Source organism: Duganella dendranthematis (assembly GCF_012849375.1).
GTDB lineage: Bacteria > Pseudomonadota > Gammaproteobacteria > Burkholderiales > Burkholderiaceae_D > Rugamonas > Rugamonas dendranthematis.
This window is the reverse complement of record NZ_CP051684.1, coordinates 5,689,823-5,706,477: the sequence shown is the minus strand read 5'-3', so window position 1 is coordinate 5,706,477 and position 16,655 is coordinate 5,689,823. Positions and strand designations below refer to the sequence as shown.

Annotated in this window: 18 protein-coding genes; 6 read left to right on the top strand and 12 right to left on the bottom strand. The window is 58.1% G+C overall.

All coding sequences use genetic code 11. From position 1 onward, the window contains the following. On the bottom strand, positions 1-732 hold the full coding sequence (locus HH213_RS26120) for a copper homeostasis protein CutC (protein WP_169114201.1): 732 nt from the start codon (positions 730-732) through the stop codon (positions 1-3). Continuing rightward, a complete protein-coding gene (locus HH213_RS26115; protein WP_169114200.1) occupies positions 725-1,642 on the bottom strand; it encodes an ROK family protein in 918 nt (305 codons plus the stop codon). The genes HH213_RS26120 and HH213_RS26115 overlap by 8 nt, the downstream gene beginning before the upstream one ends. Positions 1,643-1,780: 138 nt before the next feature. Here HH213_RS26115 and HH213_RS26110 point away from each other — a divergent pair, with 138 nt between their 5' ends. Further along, on the top strand, positions 1,781-2,956 hold the full coding sequence (locus HH213_RS26110) for a tyrosine-type recombinase/integrase (RefSeq protein ID WP_169114199.1): 1,176 nt from the start codon (positions 1,781-1,783) through the stop codon (positions 2,954-2,956). A gap of 409 nt (positions 2,957-3,365) precedes the next feature. Here the strand turns inward: HH213_RS26110 and HH213_RS26105 are convergent, their stop codons facing one another. The 6 genes from HH213_RS26105 to HH213_RS26080 all read right to left on the bottom strand — a co-directional run bounded on the left by HH213_RS26105 (position 3,366) and on the right by HH213_RS26080 (position 9,652). After that, the gene (locus HH213_RS26105; RefSeq protein WP_169114198.1) at positions 3,366-3,932 is read right to left on the bottom strand and encodes a plasmid fertility inhibition factor family protein; all 567 of its coding nucleotides are present in this window, start codon (positions 3,930-3,932) and stop codon (positions 3,366-3,368) included. A 116-nt stretch (positions 3,933-4,048) separates the two neighbouring features. Continuing rightward, positions 4,049-5,167 carry a hypothetical protein gene (locus tag HH213_RS26100; RefSeq protein ID WP_217363466.1) on the bottom strand — a complete coding sequence of 373 codons (1,119 nt, stop codon included), beginning with the start codon at positions 5,165-5,167 and terminating at the stop codon, positions 4,049-4,051. Next, the gene (locus HH213_RS29930; RefSeq protein ID WP_229263169.1) at positions 5,127-6,734 is read right to left on the bottom strand and encodes a YecA family protein; all 1,608 of its coding nucleotides are present in this window, start codon (positions 6,732-6,734) and stop codon (positions 5,127-5,129) included. The genes HH213_RS26100 and HH213_RS29930 overlap by 41 nt, the downstream gene beginning before the upstream one ends. A 129-nt stretch (positions 6,735-6,863) precedes the next feature. Next, positions 6,864-7,856 carry a hypothetical protein gene (locus HH213_RS26090; RefSeq protein WP_169114197.1) on the bottom strand — a complete coding sequence of 331 codons (993 nt, stop codon included), beginning with the start codon at positions 7,854-7,856 and terminating at the stop codon, positions 6,864-6,866. 13 nt (positions 7,857-7,869) lie between these two features. Next, positions 7,870-8,469 (bottom strand): hypothetical protein, encoded by a 600-nt coding sequence (locus HH213_RS26085; protein WP_169114196.1) that lies wholly within the window; start codon positions 8,467-8,469, stop codon positions 7,870-7,872. A gap of 139 nt (positions 8,470-8,608) precedes the next feature. Then, positions 8,609-9,652, bottom strand: a complete 1,044-nt coding sequence (locus tag HH213_RS26080; protein ID WP_169114195.1) for a DNA-binding protein — start codon at positions 9,650-9,652, stop codon at positions 8,609-8,611. Between the two features lie 267 nt (positions 9,653-9,919). Between HH213_RS26080 and HH213_RS26075 the strand changes: the two genes are divergently transcribed. Genes HH213_RS26075 through HH213_RS26060 form a run of 4 tightly spaced genes read left to right on the top strand, consistent with a single transcriptional unit; the run spans position 9,920 to position 13,099 of the window. Then, positions 9,920-10,717 carry a hypothetical protein gene (locus tag HH213_RS26075; protein ID WP_169114194.1) on the top strand — a complete coding sequence of 266 codons (798 nt, stop codon included), beginning with the start codon at positions 9,920-9,922 and terminating at the stop codon, positions 10,715-10,717. Continuing rightward, complete coding sequence (locus tag HH213_RS26070; RefSeq protein ID WP_169114193.1) at positions 10,672-11,514, top strand: hypothetical protein; 843 nt, start codon at positions 10,672-10,674, stop codon at positions 11,512-11,514. Before HH213_RS26075 ends, HH213_RS26070 begins: the two co-directional genes overlap by 46 nt. A gap of 29 nt (positions 11,515-11,543) precedes the next feature. Further along, positions 11,544-12,506, top strand: a complete 963-nt coding sequence (locus HH213_RS26065) for a site-specific integrase (RefSeq protein ID WP_169114192.1) — start codon at positions 11,544-11,546, stop codon at positions 12,504-12,506. Between the two features lie 47 nt (positions 12,507-12,553). After that, positions 12,554-13,099 (top strand): hypothetical protein, encoded by a 546-nt coding sequence (locus HH213_RS26060; protein ID WP_169114191.1) that lies wholly within the window; start codon positions 12,554-12,556, stop codon positions 13,097-13,099. Here the strand turns inward: HH213_RS26060 and HH213_RS26055 are convergent. From HH213_RS26055 to HH213_RS26040, 4 genes are all read right to left on the bottom strand, one after another. After that, complete coding sequence (locus HH213_RS26055) at positions 13,055-13,894, bottom strand: hypothetical protein (RefSeq protein ID WP_169114190.1); 840 nt, start codon at positions 13,892-13,894, stop codon at positions 13,055-13,057. The genes HH213_RS26060 and HH213_RS26055 overlap by 45 nt on opposite strands. After that, a complete protein-coding gene (locus HH213_RS26050; protein WP_229263168.1) occupies positions 13,894-14,589 on the bottom strand; it encodes a nucleotidyl transferase AbiEii/AbiGii toxin family protein in 696 nt (231 codons plus the stop codon). Before HH213_RS26050 ends, HH213_RS26055 begins: the two co-directional genes overlap by 1 nt. Beyond that, on the bottom strand, positions 14,571-15,047 hold the full coding sequence (locus tag HH213_RS26045; RefSeq protein ID WP_169114189.1) for a helix-turn-helix domain-containing protein: 477 nt from the start codon (positions 15,045-15,047) through the stop codon (positions 14,571-14,573). The genes HH213_RS26050 and HH213_RS26045 overlap by 19 nt, the downstream gene beginning before the upstream one ends. Positions 15,048-15,168: 121 nt before the next feature. After that, on the bottom strand, positions 15,169-15,798 hold the full coding sequence (locus tag HH213_RS26040) for a hypothetical protein (protein ID WP_169114188.1): 630 nt from the start codon (positions 15,796-15,798) through the stop codon (positions 15,169-15,171). Between the two features lie 71 nt (positions 15,799-15,869). Here HH213_RS26040 and HH213_RS26035 point away from each other — a divergent pair, with 71 nt between their 5' ends. Beyond that, the gene (locus tag HH213_RS26035; protein ID WP_169114187.1) at positions 15,870-16,556 is read left to right on the top strand and encodes a hypothetical protein; all 687 of its coding nucleotides are present in this window, start codon (positions 15,870-15,872) and stop codon (positions 16,554-16,556) included. Positions 16,557-16,655 lie beyond the last annotated feature (99 nt).

The following is a 16,655-nucleotide window of genomic DNA, read 5'->3' as shown; positions in this document are numbered from 1 at the left end:
TCAAGACAACAGCGCGGCTTTCAGGGCGGTGACTTTCTCGCGGCTGGTCTGGCGTCGTCCGCCAGAATCGAAACCAAAGGCCAGCACCTGCTGCGATGCCGGCGTCACCGGCTGAGAGCAGGAAGCGTGAACATCGGTGAGCGGCAGCCGCGCGCGCAACCACTGCACATTGTCGGCGTTGATACCGGCGCCGGGCATGACGGCGATGCGTCCGGCGCCAGCGTCAAAGCAGCGCTGCAAGCCGATCAGGCCCTCCGGCGCGGCTTTGGCGCCGCCGGAAGTCAGGATGCGTTCGAAACCAAGGTCCACGGCTTGGGCGGTGGCCTGCGCCAAGTCCGGGCACAAGTCGATGGCCCGGTGCAGCGTGCAGCGCAGCCCGTGGCCGGCGGCGCGGCGCACCAGTCGTTCCAGCGTGCGTTGATCCAGCCGGCCGTCTGGCAACGAAGCGCCGAGCACCACGCCTTGCAAGCCGGCGGCGGCAACGGCGTCGATTTCGTGCAGCATCAGTTGGGTTTCCGACTCGCCAAACCAGAAATCGCCGCCGCGCGGACGTATCATTGCCACCACCGGCGCCGGGCTGGCCGAGGCCAGGCGCAGCAGACCGGAGGTCGGCGTCAGGCCGCCAATTTCCAGCGCGCTGCACAGTTCGATGCGGTCGGCGCCGCCGGCCAGCGCAGCGGCCAGTCCATCGGCGCTGTCAACGCAGACTTCCAACTTGATGGGCTCAGCCATGTCTGTTTTCCAGTTTCTCCAGGCCCAGCCACGCCGCGCCGATCAATCCCGGTTCTGCGCCGGACTGGCCGGGCACGATGATGGGCGCGTCGGTCTTGCGCAAGATGGCGGCGCGCACTGCCTGGTCAAGCCGCGCGATCAGCGGCGCGCTGTTGGCCAGGCCCCCGCCCACCGGCAGGATGGATGTACCGAGCGTGTTGACCAGCATGGCCAGCGGCCCGCTCAACAGATCGATAAAGCAGGAGATGGTCAGCGCGGCATCCGCATCGCCCGCTTGCCAGGCCGCGATGATCGCCCGGCTATCCAGTGCCGTCTGATGCAACGTCACATGCAGCCGTTCCATACCGCGCGCACCGCCGACCGTATCCAGGCAACCGGTCTGACCGCAGCCGCAGCGGAAGCGGGGGATGGACTGTGGCGGCGTGCCGGCAAGCTGCGCGGCCACCGGTCCATGGCCCCATTCGCCAGCAAAGCCGCCAGGTCCGCCGATCAGCCGGCCGCCAATGACAAGGCCGCCGCCGACGCCGGTGCCCAGGATCAGGCCGAACACATTGGCATGACCGCGCGCCGCACCGGCCTGGGCCTCGGCGAGGGCGAAGCTGTCGGCGTCGTTGATGATCCAGACGGGGAGGCCGAAGACCTCAGCCAGATCGGTAGCCAGCACGCGGCCATCGACGCAGGGGATGTTGGCGCACTTGATGCGGCCATCGGCCGGATCAACCACGCCGGCGATCGAGATGGCGACGCCGCGCGCAGGGCCGCCGGCAACGATCAGCGCGTGCATGGCGGCCGTGAAGGCGGCGAAGTCATGGGCGGGGGTCGGCACGCGTTGCAGGTCGCCAATCCGGCCGTCGGCCGTGGCGACGGCACATTTGATGGCGCTGCCACCGATATCGAAACAGGTAATCATGGCGCAAATCATAAGGGCAAAAGCGACGAAATGCCAAATTGATTAACTCGACATTACTACCTATATTGTCGACTAAAAGAACTGTATGGAATACTGTATAATGCACTAGATATTCATACAGTATTTGCCCGTTGACCAATGCCAGAAAAGAAATTCGACGTCATCAATCTGGACCCATTTCCCGCCCACAGCGGCGGCGCCACCGAACGCCGGCTGCGCGACCACGACGCCTTGCGCACCATTGCCGAAGATGCCATCACCGATGCCCGCACGGACAGTGAAATTGCCCGGGAATTCATCAGTCACGGTGAATTGGGCGAAAAATCGATGGCCAATACCCAAAAAGAGCTATTTCGGTTTTTGACCTGGTGTCGGGAAGAGGCGGGCAAAACGCTGCGTCAGCTGACGGTAGCGGACCTGAACGGCTATAAGGACTTCATCAAATCGCCGCCGCCGGACTGGATTTCGACCACGAAATGGCCGCGAAACGATCCACGTTATCGGCCGTTCAGCGGGCCGTTGTCGGACGCCAGCCGCCGTCAGGCCATCATTGCCGTCAAAGGACTGTTCGCGTACGCCGCGCAAACCGGCTATTTGCGGCGCGATCCGGCGGCGCTGGTCAAGCACGTCAAAACGGCTAGCTCCAGCCGTATTACGCGCTATCTGACCCCCGACGCATTGGCGCTGGCCTTGAGCGTGGCGTGCGAGCGCGAAGCGCCAACGCCGGCCACCTTGCGGCAACGCGAACGCGATCGGTTTTTGCTGACGGCCTACATTCACACCGGCGCCCGGCTGAATGAAATTGTCAGCGCCAACATGGGCGCCTTGTACACCGAAGGCAACGGCCGCTGGTGGCTGGATGTGCTGGGCAAAGGCAACAAACCGCGTCGCTTGCCGGTGCCGCCCGAAATGCTGGCGGCATTCCGGGATTATCGCGCGGCCTTCGGCTTGCCGCCGCAAACTGGGCGCAGCGACGACACGCCGCTGGTATTGTCGAGCCGTGGCGTAGCGCTGGCACGCATCACCGACGAAGCCGCATCCGATGCGCTGAAGGCGATCTTTGCGGCGGCTGCGGCGGATGCGGACAAGCTGGGCGACGCCGACATGGCAGCGACATTGCGGCAAGCGTCAGCGCACTGGCTACGGCACAGCATGCTGACCAACCACGCGAACAACGGCGTGCAGCTGAAGACGCTGCAAGAGACCGCCGGTCATGCCAGCATTGCCACCACAGCAGCGTATCTTCACAAAACCGACAATGAGCGGCATGACGAGATTCTTGCTTCAGCCAGTCTCGGCAAAGATACTACATGACTTCGCATAATTTATATTATGTAAAATGCCGTCGCCGCCAACGCCGCCTTAAAGTGGCCTTACGGACAATACCGGAGCGCTCTAACCTAAATCTGCCAACATTCCTTACCTAAAGCTTAGTACAAGGCGATATGCTGCTGTTTCGACGCCAAGTATGCATTATTGCGTAAAGCTGACTACCGAATTTACTTGTATATTGAATTACGTAATCAACCAGATTGATGATTTCTGGCCTTGGGTGGTCAAATCGTCGAGTCGATCAAGACTTTTACAAGCCCGCGCTGCCATCGGGAACTCTTCACTCCACGACCCGGCATCAACTGCACGGTTTCCGTAGCATGGTGGACCATGCAGCAACTCAACGCGATAAGTTACGCCGGCAATGCCGGCGTATTCGTTCCTACGGTGCCTAAGCCGCGAGCCGATCCGGGATCAGCTCAGCGATGGTTTTATATTGCTCACCTTCGAAGCCAGCAAGTGCTTGGAGCAGCGCCGCGCTTTTAGCGTCGCACTCGACCGGGAATGCCTTGGCGCCGGTGGTCATGAGCCAAATTGTGCGGGTGATCCCATTCGTGAATGACAGCGTTGCCTGTATTCGCACTTCAGTGCCAACTCGTTTGTGGAAGCCAAAAAACGTCGGCGCATATTTCCAGATTCGCTCGGCCTGCTCATAGCAATGCACCAGAGCCAAGGGAACAGGATTTTCTTGACCTCTACTGAACCCGTCCACCGCGTCCTTGTATTTCCGGTCGGTGGGCCATGTTTCAGGACCTTGGTGGGCTATATCATCGTGGCTGCTTCCTTCACGGCGCCACAGTGCAAGAAACTTCTTAGCGTCGACGACTACGACTGCCCTCTTCTCATTTTCATAGTTCGACCTAGTAGCACACATGTAGACGCTGCCTTGCTCAGTCGGGACCTCGAACATGGCGCCATGCCCGTAGTGAATTTTCTCGATACCTCTTAATAAGCGCATGTGTAGTTTTCAAGCGTGGATGGAGTCGCCATATTGCCACACAGCACTATGTTGCCGCAAATTGAGGTTCATGGTAGCGATAAGGCACACGATTGGTCCGTTAGCTACTATGCGGCTCACCATTTTGGTTCGAGCGTAAGAACTTGACCTTCATACGTGCCGTCGTCCGTGCGTGCAATACGCACATGTATTTTCGATAGAAACTTGGCCGGTGTTGCAAGCCATTTCAGGACGGCGAGTTTTTCGTCCCCGCCGGGAATGTCGGCTCCGGAATCTCTGGCTGCTAGAAGATCTTGCAGCATGCCGGCGGCGAGATCAGGTACGCTTAACAGGTCATCAAGATAGCCCTTCTCCGAAAACGATTTTGCAAACCCGAGTACGTCAAAGCAATGAGTCATGTACATCGCACCTATGCTCCCGAACAATTTCTTCACATGAGCAAATGAACGGTCCTTGGCATCCTCGTTGATTTGATCTGTATCACTGTACCAGAGTAGGCGCTGCTGGTCATACGTCAGCGCTGCCGTAAACGCCGCAAGAATATGCAGGACGCGCATTACCTTTTCGCCGACGTGGCCTGGCCAGCTCCCGAAATCGCCGTCTTCGAGTTGTTTCGCAATCGTTGCATGCCCCTCACTTTTAGTGCTTCCGAAGACCGATCCTATCGTCTTATCGATCGCTACAGTGACGATGGCTCCGTGAATGAAATTGTCAATTAGCTTGAGATATTCAGAAAGAGCGCGACTCCTCGGCCCGTATTTGAGATCTTTATACTTGAATTCGCTGTAGCGATCGAGGATCTTGTGCTTCCGTCGCAGCTCTTGCATGTGCGTTTGAAAAGGGCCATTCTTATTCAGTGCAACGAACAAAAAGGAATAAGTGCTGTAGTGCGCATCGCTATGTTCGCCGCCATAATCGGACATTACGGCGATCTTGTTGTCGTCGGAAAAGTCCGGGAGTTCAGGGATTATCTCGAGCACTCCACCCAGTACGTGGCAGAAATAATGATGGTCTGGGCTGATAGTTGGCAGCTTGAAAGGGCCTTGTTTGCGGATCTTCTGCTGTAACGCTGCGACCGGGACTGGCGTCGCATGAACGAGCGCAAAAATCCCTTCAATTGCCACCGCGAGAGTTTTCTTCTTGAAAGGGGGGTTCATTGCACTTGTCGTGAATATACGCAGGGCTGCAAAACTGTTAAGCTTGCTGCACAGGTGATTTAACGTCTGACGACTCATGCCTTGCCATTACCGACAGTGTCATGCGTTGCGCATAGATTGAAACAAGTTCCGCCTGCGATTTTGTGCGTAGTTGCTCCCAATCGGGGGCGCCTCGAAGCAGCTCAAGCAAACGAGCGTGAGGGGTCTCTCGATAACCATTGTGAAAGAACTCATATAGGTCAAGCGGGCCGTTGGCCTGACTATTTTTTTGCGCAGGCTCGCCAAAGAACGTATCGGGGTGGCGACGCCATGCATCCAACTCTGCCTCTGGCATATCCCAGACCAAGATCTCAGCAGCCCCGTCTTCGAAGTACAATGCCGCATAAACTTTAGACTCCGGTTCGGCCACGGTGGCACTGGTGAGAATGCCTGCTCTTTTACCACCGTTACCGTCCGGTATATGATAGCGACGACCGATGACGAGGCGCTGCGCTGGGTCTAATACGCCGAGAGCATACTCTTCAATTTCCCCGTCAAAAGTCACAGGCGGGAAGCTATGTTCCCTGGCCGAGTCAAGAATCTCGAAGAGGGCTTTGTCGCGTGCATGCGCGTCGATTGCCTCACGCAGCGTCGAAAATTCCGAATCAAGCTTGAAGTCTGGTATTTGAAATCCCTCGCCTAAGACAAAGGTGTGAATCTCCGTTGAATCGAGATTGAGATGCGCCGGCGAGTTGGTGATGAACACGTAAGCTGGCGGTAATGGCTCTCCGGCATGGTTGCGGGTTCCTTCCTGCCTGCGGATAAGCTGGAGCGCGCCCTTGAGCTCGCGCGGAACTTCGTCACCCCCACGTAAATTGCCGATGCCGAGCTCGATGAATACCAGTCTTTCGTGATCTGCGCGCTTTGCCAGCGCTTTTTGCAGCTGCCGACCTGGCCTGAATCGTTCGCCGGTGCGACACTTCGCCTCGACCGAAAATCGACGTCCCGAAATCTTGTGGGTCGCGGCAAATTCGCAATGCGAGCTTGTTCGGTCATCCTCATCTTCAAGAGAGATTTCAAATCCAGCGCGGATCATGGTCGCGGCGACGAAAAGTTCATACCGAGCAGGAATGAATTGCTCGGTGTTCTTGAGTCGGCCAATCAGCTTTGCCTGTAAATCAGCATTATGATCCATCGAGTACAGGTCGTACGCGAGTCGCAGATAAGAGATGGCCGCACCGTTAGCCGGCATGCTTGAAATGGTGCCGTCGGCATTGGCATGTTTCTGCTGCTGCCGGCAGAGGTTGTCATACCAGACCAAGATGGGATGGCGCTCATCAACCGGCCTCGCCATTTCGTTGGTCCCCCATTCCGGAGTGAGTTTCCCCTTAATGTAGTCAAAGAGAAAATCGTGAAAGGTCTTCCACTTTGTCGAAAATAGAATTCGGTTCTTGACCGCGACCACGCGGTGCGCGCCCAACGTGCCGGAAATAATCGGTCTACCTAAACCTTGCTGACGTTCCCGTTGAATTGCCATAGCTCTGCGCTGTGCCTCGGTCATAAACTGACCGGCAGGGGCAGCCGGCCTGTGCCGGCCGTGGCATTTTTTGAACTTCTTCCCGCTGTCGCATGGGCAAGGGTCGTTCCGCCCGATTTTCTTGGCCACAGTAGCCTCTCCGGAATAAGTGCAATAAGGTGGCGATGCGCGCACGCGTCGACGCGCACTATGCTGAGAGACATTTTCCCACGGTCCGATTGCCGGCCATCATCCTCTCCAGGTATCGATCCGACTCTTTCAGCCCAACTGCATCCTAGCTACTTCACCATTTTTCTGTTCGTAATACTCACGTTGAGCAATCAAGTCAAAAACGATGGGTGTTTTTTCTCTGATCGAGCCGTCTGCGGCAAGCGCCACCGCAGCGAGGGCAACAACTTTAGGTAACTCGTCTTCCACATTCACCTCTGCGTAGAGGTAGGCACCCTCAAGGTATGCCTCTTCTGTGTCGGATACAAAATTGGCCAAAGCGCTACGATATTCCAGTTGCGCGTCCCAAAGGCCGGCGACGTAGTCGCGCGCCATGACAATGAGATCGTGGCGATCGCCGATTGCTTCCAGCTGCGCCGCCACTCTCTTCTTGAACTTCCTGTCCTCAGCAAGTTGAGCGGCGCTGGTATATACGCTGACTTTGTGCCGAAGCGTCATCGCGCCTTCGGCATCATAGTCCTTTCCAGTATGATATTCGACAGAATGAACTGCTGAACCTCTGTGGAGCATATAGTTTCGCAGTTCTTCGAATAACTGGTAACCAAGCCTTGCATCGTATTGCCTTGTTCGGGCGCCTGCCAAATCGAAAAGCATACCGCCCGCTAACGCGTTCAATTTGTCGACATGGACCAGCGATTGCTCGATGAACATGCGTCCAAGGGCGACCAAGTTTGCAACATGGCGGTTGATATCGCTCTTATTAATCTGGAACTGGACGGTCGCGACTGGCGCTGTCTTGCACAGATCGGCCGCTTCCAAAACTGCTCTTTCTAGCGCCGCGAGATTTTCGACGACGAAGTCGAACTTCTCTTCGATCACAACAAGCTGCATTAGGCAATCCCGCGCTTTCGTGATTTTCTCGAAGACACACTTCGAGATTGGCACGAATCGTTCTTGGTTAAGAACCAGCTTCGTCAGTCCATAGTTCAAGGATTCCTGCGCGCCCTGCCCCACTTCGACGGCGGACGTTTCTGGCTGGGTCGATGAAGAGAAAGCGTTCGAGGTAATTCGATCGTTGGTCATGGTGCGGTTCGCTTTACAGGATTGGGTATTGATCCGACGCCAATGAGTGATAGAGTTGTTCCGGCGTAAAAATCGGAACAGCGTGATCGAAGGTGTTCGCAGCGGCAGCGCGGTTCAACTTCCGGAAATCATCCAAGTTTGTTGTGCAAATCGGCATCCCGAGATTTCTAGCGCAGGCATGTATAAGCGCATCGAACGCCAGTTCCTTTTTTTGCTTACTCATGACGGCGCCATGTGTAGATATCGTATGGCGTATGATTCGATTTTTCGACGTATCCCACTCGAAGTCACCGGGCTCCACCACAGCTATACCTGGGCTGTTGACCAAATTGGCCTCCTGCGCCGCAGCGAAGGTCAGCATCGGTACTTTCCGCTGGGCGGAAAAGATTTCTTTAAACTTCTTTTCGTTTTCACTCACCATACCTGGCTCACCAAAACCAACCTCATAAAGCACTGGGGCCGGCACGATTAGGGAGTAGGTTTTCGACAGCACGTTCAGCTCGGCTATGCCATCGGCGTGCTTTAGAAACCATGTCACGCCACAGGTATCCATGACAATCGCGGGCACGCGGAAGTACCATTTACGGCATTCAGGGGTAGGCAAAAGCGGCACAGGATCTCCTTTAGGACGCGGTCAATATCGGCATAGCCACGCAGAAAATAGTTATTTGGACTCAAAAACGATTATAAATCGGCTGTTTTTGCAAAAAACGATTACATACTTGCTTTTCCGATATCAAATGAAAAATAGGTCACTGCCCTACCTCGGGCAAGGCCGAGGTAGCCGCGAGCTTGTCAAGGTAGGCCCGCAACTGTTCGCCGATTTGCTCCTGCGCCTGCAGCTTGGCATCGGCCTGGGCCAGCGAGAGTTCTAACTGGCGGGCCTGCGTTTTTAACGACGTGATCTGGTCGTTGGCTGCCGCTACCTGCTCGTCCAGCAGCTCCGCCTCGGCGATTTTTGCGGCAAGCTGACGCTCAGTGTCCGCGGCACGGCTGTGCAAGGCTTGCAGCGTGTCGATCCTCTCCTCCAGCTTGCGGCTCCGCGCCAGTTGTTCATACAGGTCCTGCTTGGCGTGCGACAGTTCGGCGACCAGTTTCGCGCCTTCCTGATTCAGACGAGTCGCTTCGTCTTGTTTAACGGCGATGGTTTGCTGCGCCAGGCGTAGCTCGGCCTGCACCTGCTGCACCTGCTGCTCGTGGCGCCGGATGTCGGCTTCGCGTTGCTCCTTGACGGACTGGCGATAATGTTCAAGCGCTTGGCGCGCGTGCAGATGCTTCTCCTCCAGCGATTGGCGATGCGCCTCGTTCTCGGCCAGGCGCAGCTTGAGATCCTCCACCTGCTGCTCGGCGACGAGCCGCATAGTCGATTCGCTTTGATGATCGGCCTGACTGGCCAGCAGTGCCGTGCCTTGTCTCTCCAGGGCCGTTTCAAGGTCCGACACGCGAGCCCGCAGCTGCGAGTTCTCTATCTGGGCCGCCTGTAGGGAGGCTACGTGCGCGGCCGCATTCGCGTCGGCCTCAGCGCGGAGCGCCGTGATTCCTTCCTCCGCTTCTTCCTGCAGCCGCGCGGCCAGCCGCTCGACCAGATCCTGTAAGGCCTCGCTGATCGAGGAGCGCTTGCCGCCGGCACCGCCATCCTGGGCCTCCAGCTCCTTGAGGTACTTGTGGATAGTGGTCTTGGAGCCGGTGTTACCCAGCGCCACACGAACGGCGTCGACCGACGGGTTCGTGCCCTGCGCGATCAGGGCGTCCCGCGCCTTTTGTACGTCCGATTTGTATAGTCCGCTCCGCGCCATGGGGGTCTCCGAGGATGAAGTAAGATAATATATTACATACCACGTTATTACATACTATTTACTGCCAAATGCCAAGGTCATTTGCGTTTAAATTTTACATCGGATAAAGTCACATTATCCGGTGTGATCCGTCTTTTAGGCCGCAAATTCCTCCTGTTTGGGTGTAACGGCCGATTCCGGCCAGATAATTGGAATGCGGCTGGAAGTCGTGTTTCCACCGTTTGCGGCTTAAAACCCAGAAGAAAATGAATGCCCCCCCCAAAAAACATGAAGATCCCCGCGTTCAACCAGGTAGCTTTAATCTGCGACGATCCTGAACTCGCCGCACAGCTCTCTGTTGCGCTTTCAACCAAAGGCACCTATTTGCCGGTCCTGGACAGCCCTCGGCTGGCGCGCCCTGACGCCGAGGCGGAAGTCATCAAGCGCGTCAATGCGCTGGCAGACGCCAATCCGAAGAAAATCATTTTGGGCGGCTGCGCGGAGCGGGTACGTCAATGCTTCGACAACCACGTTCCTGCCTCCAAGCTGAAGCGGGTGGACACCGCTTCTGACCAGTGGCTGGCACTGGAGGGAATCCACCTGAAGAAGGGGGCGCCCTTGAGAGTGAGCCGCAAGAGCATTGGAGCGGGCCTGCTTCTCGCGCTGAGGGCAAAGCGTCAACTGGAGTTTGCCGATGATGCGTCCGAGGTTCGATATGTGCCGCCGTCAGCTGCGCATCTGGTCGTGTGCGAGGACGGCAATGCTCTTACACAGGTGATCGCTGCCAATTACGCCTACGCTATCGGCGCCGGCCTGCAGTTGATCTCGACGCCGGCCGAGTCGCTCATCAAAGATATCAACGAACGGTTCTATGGCGCGACCGAAAATCGGCATGCGTCCACGACATCCATACTGCAGGGGTTGGCGCTGGAGATGCGCGAGTACCTGAAGGATCTCAACTTGATAGGCGTTCAATCAATCACCTTCATCACCAGCGGAATACCGTGGGGTTTCGCCGTGCAAGAAATGCCGACCACCTGGTGCCCTACGATCTTTTGTTCATCGCCACGCACTGCGGCGACGTGAAGGGATCGCGGGACACCCACAAGTTCACCGATTCCAGCGGCGCCGAGCGAACCCTCGTCCTGGACCTGGCGTTGCAGGTTTCTCCGGAAGCTCGTGATGGCAAATTCGAAGTGAAGGCCTATGAAAAATTCGTCTCGATCGACGGAGTGCGATGGGAAGACACGGTGGAGCGTCGGCGCGTCGTAGGAACCGCGGTGAGAGATTTTTGTGCGGTGCCCCTTGGTGACCGCACGCCCGTATCGCGCGAACCTATCGATCGGATTGCAGGCTCTGCGGCCCTGGGGATGTTCGATGGCAACTTGCTTGCGACGCCCACTAATGCTGGGGCCGGCAGATTCCCGTTCGTCTTCAATAACGCCTGCGTCTCCTGGCATGAACTGGCCGGCCGGTTCATGTTTGGCGGCGCCAGGGGTTACATTGGAAGCCTTATCTCGGTCGCTGATTCAGAGGCCCAGGAAGTCGCCATGGGCGTCTTAGATAAATACTTCGGACGTCCTCTGGCCCACGCGCTATGGAGCACTCAAAAGTCGGTGTCGGGCGACGGCATCAGACGCCCGTATGTGATGGTTGGCGTGCATTTTCAGCGCTTAAGGAGCACGCTGCAGCCGCCGCACAAGCACATACTGCAACAGCTTGTTCGCGCGCACCGCTATTGGAGCGAGCAATTGAACAACACGCCCGCTACGGACGATAATAAGCGCATGGACATCACTGATCGGGTCGATTTTCTTCATCATTGCATTGAGGAATTTAGATCCGCCAAGCCAACCCATACACCACGACCATCGGCAAGCTAACCGGGGTCGAAGCAAGTTCAGGGGAGAAGATGTCCAAACTCGACCAATACATCGAAGCGGCGACGCGCGACAGCACCCGGCAGAGCTACCGCGCCGCCATCGAGCACTTCGAAGTGCAATGGAAAGGCATGCTGCCGGCCACCGCCGACGGCGTGGCCCGCTATCTGGCGGAATATGCCGACACCCTGGCGGTCAGCACGCTACGGCAGCGCCTGGCGGCGCTCGCTCAATGGCACAACGAGCAGGGTTTTCCCGATCCGACCAAGGCACCCATTGTCCGCCAGGCCATGCGCGGCATCAGGGCACTGCATCCCGCGCAGGAGAAGCAGGCCAGGCCCCTGCAGCTCGATGAACTGGAGCGCGTGGTCGGCGCGCTCGATCGCGCCGTCGGCGCCGCCCGACTGGGCAACGATCGCGCCGGCGAGTTGCGCAACCTGCGGGATAAATCACTGATACTGCTTGGTTTCTGGCGCGGGTTTCGCAGCGACGAACTCTGCCGGCTGCGTGTCGAACATGTCGAAGCCAAGGCTGGCGAAGGCATCAGTTGCTTCCTGGGGCGGACCAAGGGCGACCGGCAAAATCTTGGCACAACGTTCAAGGCGCCCGCGTTGACGCGGCTGTGTCCGGTCGATGCCTACCTGGACTGGATCGGTGCCGCGCAGCTGACCACGGGAGACGTCTATCGTCCGATCGACCGCTGGGGCCATGTCGGCGAACACGGGCTGCACATCGACAGCATCGCTCCGCTGCTGCGCGCACTTCTCGGAAACGGCGGGCTCGACGGCGCCAAGGCGTACAGCGGCCACTCTCTGCGTCGGGGATTCGCGAACTGGGCGGCCTCGAATGGCTGGGACGTGAAAAGCCTGATGGAGTATGTTGGATGGCGCGACGTCAAGTCGGCCTTAAAATATCTCGATGCATCGGTCTCCTTTGCGAAGGACCGCATGGAGCACAGCATGGCCGGCCGTCTGCACGAGTTGGAGCGATCCTGACCGCGGCGCATGTCGGGGAAACGCCACCTTTTTTGAGGATGATAACCATGCCACCAGCAGGTTCCAACGCGCGCACCTTCTCCTTGCAAACGCCGGCCGATCTGTACCGCAAAATGCGCTTCGAGGCCACCACGCTGCGGCAGGCGCCGCCCGATGATCTGACCGAGCGTGCCTACGCCGTGATGAACGCCGTGACGACCGCGTGGCAAATGAAGGACTGGGTCTACGAGTCCCTGCGCCAGGCAGACCGGCTCGATGTCCTCCACCAGGTCGCCGGCCGGCGCATTGCCGGCTCAAGGGACTTCGGCAATTTCCTGACGACGAACAGCCCGTGGATGAACATGAGCTTTCAGCTTGCCACGGCCGCCAAGCATTTCGCGGTGAACGCCGATGCGGGCCCCGAAGTGTTCACCATGATCGATTTTCAAATCGACCCCGCAGGCGCCGGGCAGCAGCCTGCCGCTGTTCAGGAAATCATGGTCAGGACGCGAAACAATAGCATTTCCGGGCCCGATCTTGTGGTTATGCTGGTATTCGTTTGGGGCCAGTTACTCGTGGATCTGGGTTTGCTCACGGCCGAAGATGCAGCCTAGCCTGGCGAGCCCTGAAACAAACCGTCCAGGATGCGGTGTTTCAGGATCGGGCAGCGCGTGATGTCCCGGGCAAAATAGTAGCGGCGGCTGCCGTGGACCGCCATACCGATTGATATCGGCGACCTGTCTAAAGCCGATCTGCCCATCGGCGTGTCCTTCCACGAGAGCGATCGTTGGCGATAACGGAAGCACGCTATAGGCCGAGAAATTATCCGGCACCAGAAATTCCGCCTCGCTCGATCTCAAGATGCCCCATTTCTTGCCCGCCATTCTTCGCCTTTCCCTGTCCATCTGGAAAAGGAAATGCAATCCGGTCATGAAGCGGCTCGGGATCGTATTGTCCGGCGCGGCGAACACGTATCCGTTCGCCTCCAGTATCTCCTGCGTGTCGACCGACATCCCGTGCTCAGGCTCCACCATGTTGATCCTGATGTCGGGAAGCGGATTGAGGTAACGTTCGTGCCGGAGAGTCCAGAGCAAGTACATGTCCGTGACGGCCGCGGTCATCGCGCCGTCGAGCGTGGTGATGGCGCCGGAGACAATACTCCTCGCCACATCCTGATACCGGTCCTCGATGGTCTTCATGAACACGGCTTCGGCCTTCTGATCCCACAGGCGGCGTGCACAAAAATACGAGTTTCCCGGCGTGAGCCACAGATCTTGCTCGCCGCTTTTTCGGCGCATCTGCACCGTTCCATTCTCGCGGGCGAAACGGGATATGCAGGCCTTTGGAAAGATATGCTGATCGATCGTCAGCTTGTGCGGATTGCCCTTTTGTGGCCTCGGATAGCGCATCAGAGACCCTGCGCAGCCGGCGCGTCGAGCATGCCGGTCAGCGTACCTTTCAAGGTGTGGCAGGCCTGGTCAAAAGTCGGGTGGAAATTGAGGGAGTCGACCGCTTCGAATTGCTGTTTGAGCGGGATGTATCGCTCGTCGAGCTGCTGGAATACCGCTTCCGCGTGCCGGGTCATGAATTCGCGCGCCGCCATGAGCGCATGCGGTTCGCGCTCCGCGATCAAGGCGAAGTCAAAGATGTCGCGCCCCGTGATGCGGTCGCCACGGTGCCACATCTTTTTCGCGATGATTTCAACCGATGTTTCGACCCGTACTTGATGCCCCAGGATCATCTCGGTTTCAAATCCCGGCGCGGTCAGGTTGGGCGCGGCCACGAAGTCGATCTCGCCCTCGGGCAGGTACAGCTTGACGTAGCCTGCCGCCTCCACGTAGTCGGTGGTGATGGATTCGGCGACGTCGCTCAGCCTGGGCGTGACGAAGCCGAGCGATTGCGGATCCGGAACAAAGATGTCGATGTCCTTGCTGAAGCGGTGGCCGTAGCGCAGCATGAGAACGGTGCCGCCGCCGAAGGTCCAGAAGGGATCGTCGCGGCCATGCCTGGCGATCTCGCCGATCACCTTCAGCGCCTGGGAGAACAGCGTCTCCCAAGCCTGGGGAATGCCCGGCTTGCCCGCCATCACCAGACCGTTCTGCATACTTTCCATTGTTTTGCCCACTGGCTGAGGTTTTTCATGATTTTCTTCGCGGGCACGTCGGGTGTCGCCGCTTCGGCGACGGCTTTCACCACCACCGGCAACGGCGTCTCGTCGAGCAAGGCCATTAAATGGGGCTGGAACTGGTCCGGCGCCTCGCCGGAACGCAGCACCATCGACAGCATGTCCGGCGTCATCACGTCCCGGTAGCTGGTGCTGATGCTGCGCGCGGCGACCGTCAGTGCGCTTTTCAGGCCCGAGGGTTGCACGGTCTCCATGTCCAGGCCAAGAACATCCATCACCGCCTTGAGCTTGGTGTAGCCAAGGTCCTTCAGCGTGCCGTTCTCCAGCTGGTTGATCGTCACGCGCGACAGTCCGGCGAATTTGGCAACATGCTCCTGCAGCAAGCCTGCCTGGATACGCTTGATGTGGATTTCACCGCCGATTTGGGCCAAGTTCATGTTCCGCCTCATTTAATGTTAAGTATATTTAACATTGTAGCGCAGATCCCGACTTTTCCAAGGCAGTTTTATGGCTGCGGCCGCCGCAGATGCCGCCGACCGGCGCGTCGCCCAGCTGGGACTAGCCGGCACGCGGCTGGATCTGGCCAGCATCCTCCACCGTCAATCTCAACTGATGCAGCATCGGATTGACGATCAGATTGAAAACTGCGGTGGAAATGGCCACGCCGGCGCGCGCCTGTTCCTCGGTGGCGGACGCGCCCGCATGGACAATCCGGTTACGCAGCCCCCGCTGCGCGTCGCATTCGGCCAGCAACTTGGCGTTCGATTCTGGACGTTGCAGCGAATGGATGTCGATACCGACAAACTCTGTGAACAGGTGAGCAAGCAGCTTCGCATAGCGGGAATAGCCCGGTCCAGAAAAGGTGTTCTCCACCACCACGTCGGCCAGGCTCTCGATATGGACCAGACCATGCACCACCGGCGTCAGAATCGCCGCTTTGAGCAGCAGCTCCGTGCAGGAGACGGCGAAGACCACCGTGGCGGCGAAATGGCCATTGTCCTGGAGGCGTTGGGCCTCCTGCAGCGCATCTACCGCCGGCCGCATGACGCCATGGTGATCGAGGTAGAACGAACGCAGCCGCTCGGCGGTGAACTCGCCGATGGCTTGGTTTTTGTGCTCCGGATAAAGTTCGTCGGATATACGTTCATACATGTCGTCCATCGCAGCGTCGTTTGCGTCGTAGCTCATGCCAATTTCCTATCGTGGTCGATGGTGCCGATTTACCTACCAGGTGGAGCCCAGCCGCCATCATATCGCTGATGAAACCGCCTAAAGCAGGTACGTTTGCGCACAGTGCGATGGAGGTGCGACGCGCCGTCTTACTGGTGTTGCGTGCCGCCCAGTCCCCGGCGGTGGCCGACGTTCGCGACGCGCCCCAGTTGATGCGACAACTACTGCATGCTGGTCATGATGTTATTCCTTTGCGTCGCCTGGTGCGCGATCTTTTATTGCGCTCGGCAGACTACGCTCAGCCAGGGGACCGATCAGCTCTGCCCGCGGTGCTCTACGTGGGGTTACAACCTTTGCTGCCTGCCGGCATGAGCCTGGAGATATTCTCGCAATTGGATGTGTTCGCGGCGCCGGGATATGCGGTGGCGGTCCACGGGACCGAGCAGCATCACTGCATGGTAGAGCATGAGCAGCGGCAGTTGACGATCCCCATTGGCACTGTGGCGTCGATGAAGGGTGAAACGCACCTCGCTACGCTGGTGCTTGAGTCGCACGGTGGAACCAGCCAACGATTCGATCTAGAGGAAGCGGTAAAAGTGTTGGTGGGAACATCAGCGCTCCCCACCCAGAAACTCTTGAAGGGACAATTTCGCAACCTCTATGTGGCCATGTCTCGTCCAACCAGTTTTTTGTGCGTGGCCGTCAACGCGGAACGGGTATCGGCCGAATCACAGGCGTTGCTTCGCGCCAAGGGATGGGACATCGAGTACTTGTAACGCGCCACTGTGAATTTCGCGAAGCGGCCCCCAGTGGCGGCACGTGGTTGGCACGGCGCCTAACACAAGGAAAATCGCCGCCGCTTGCCCCGGCTCCAT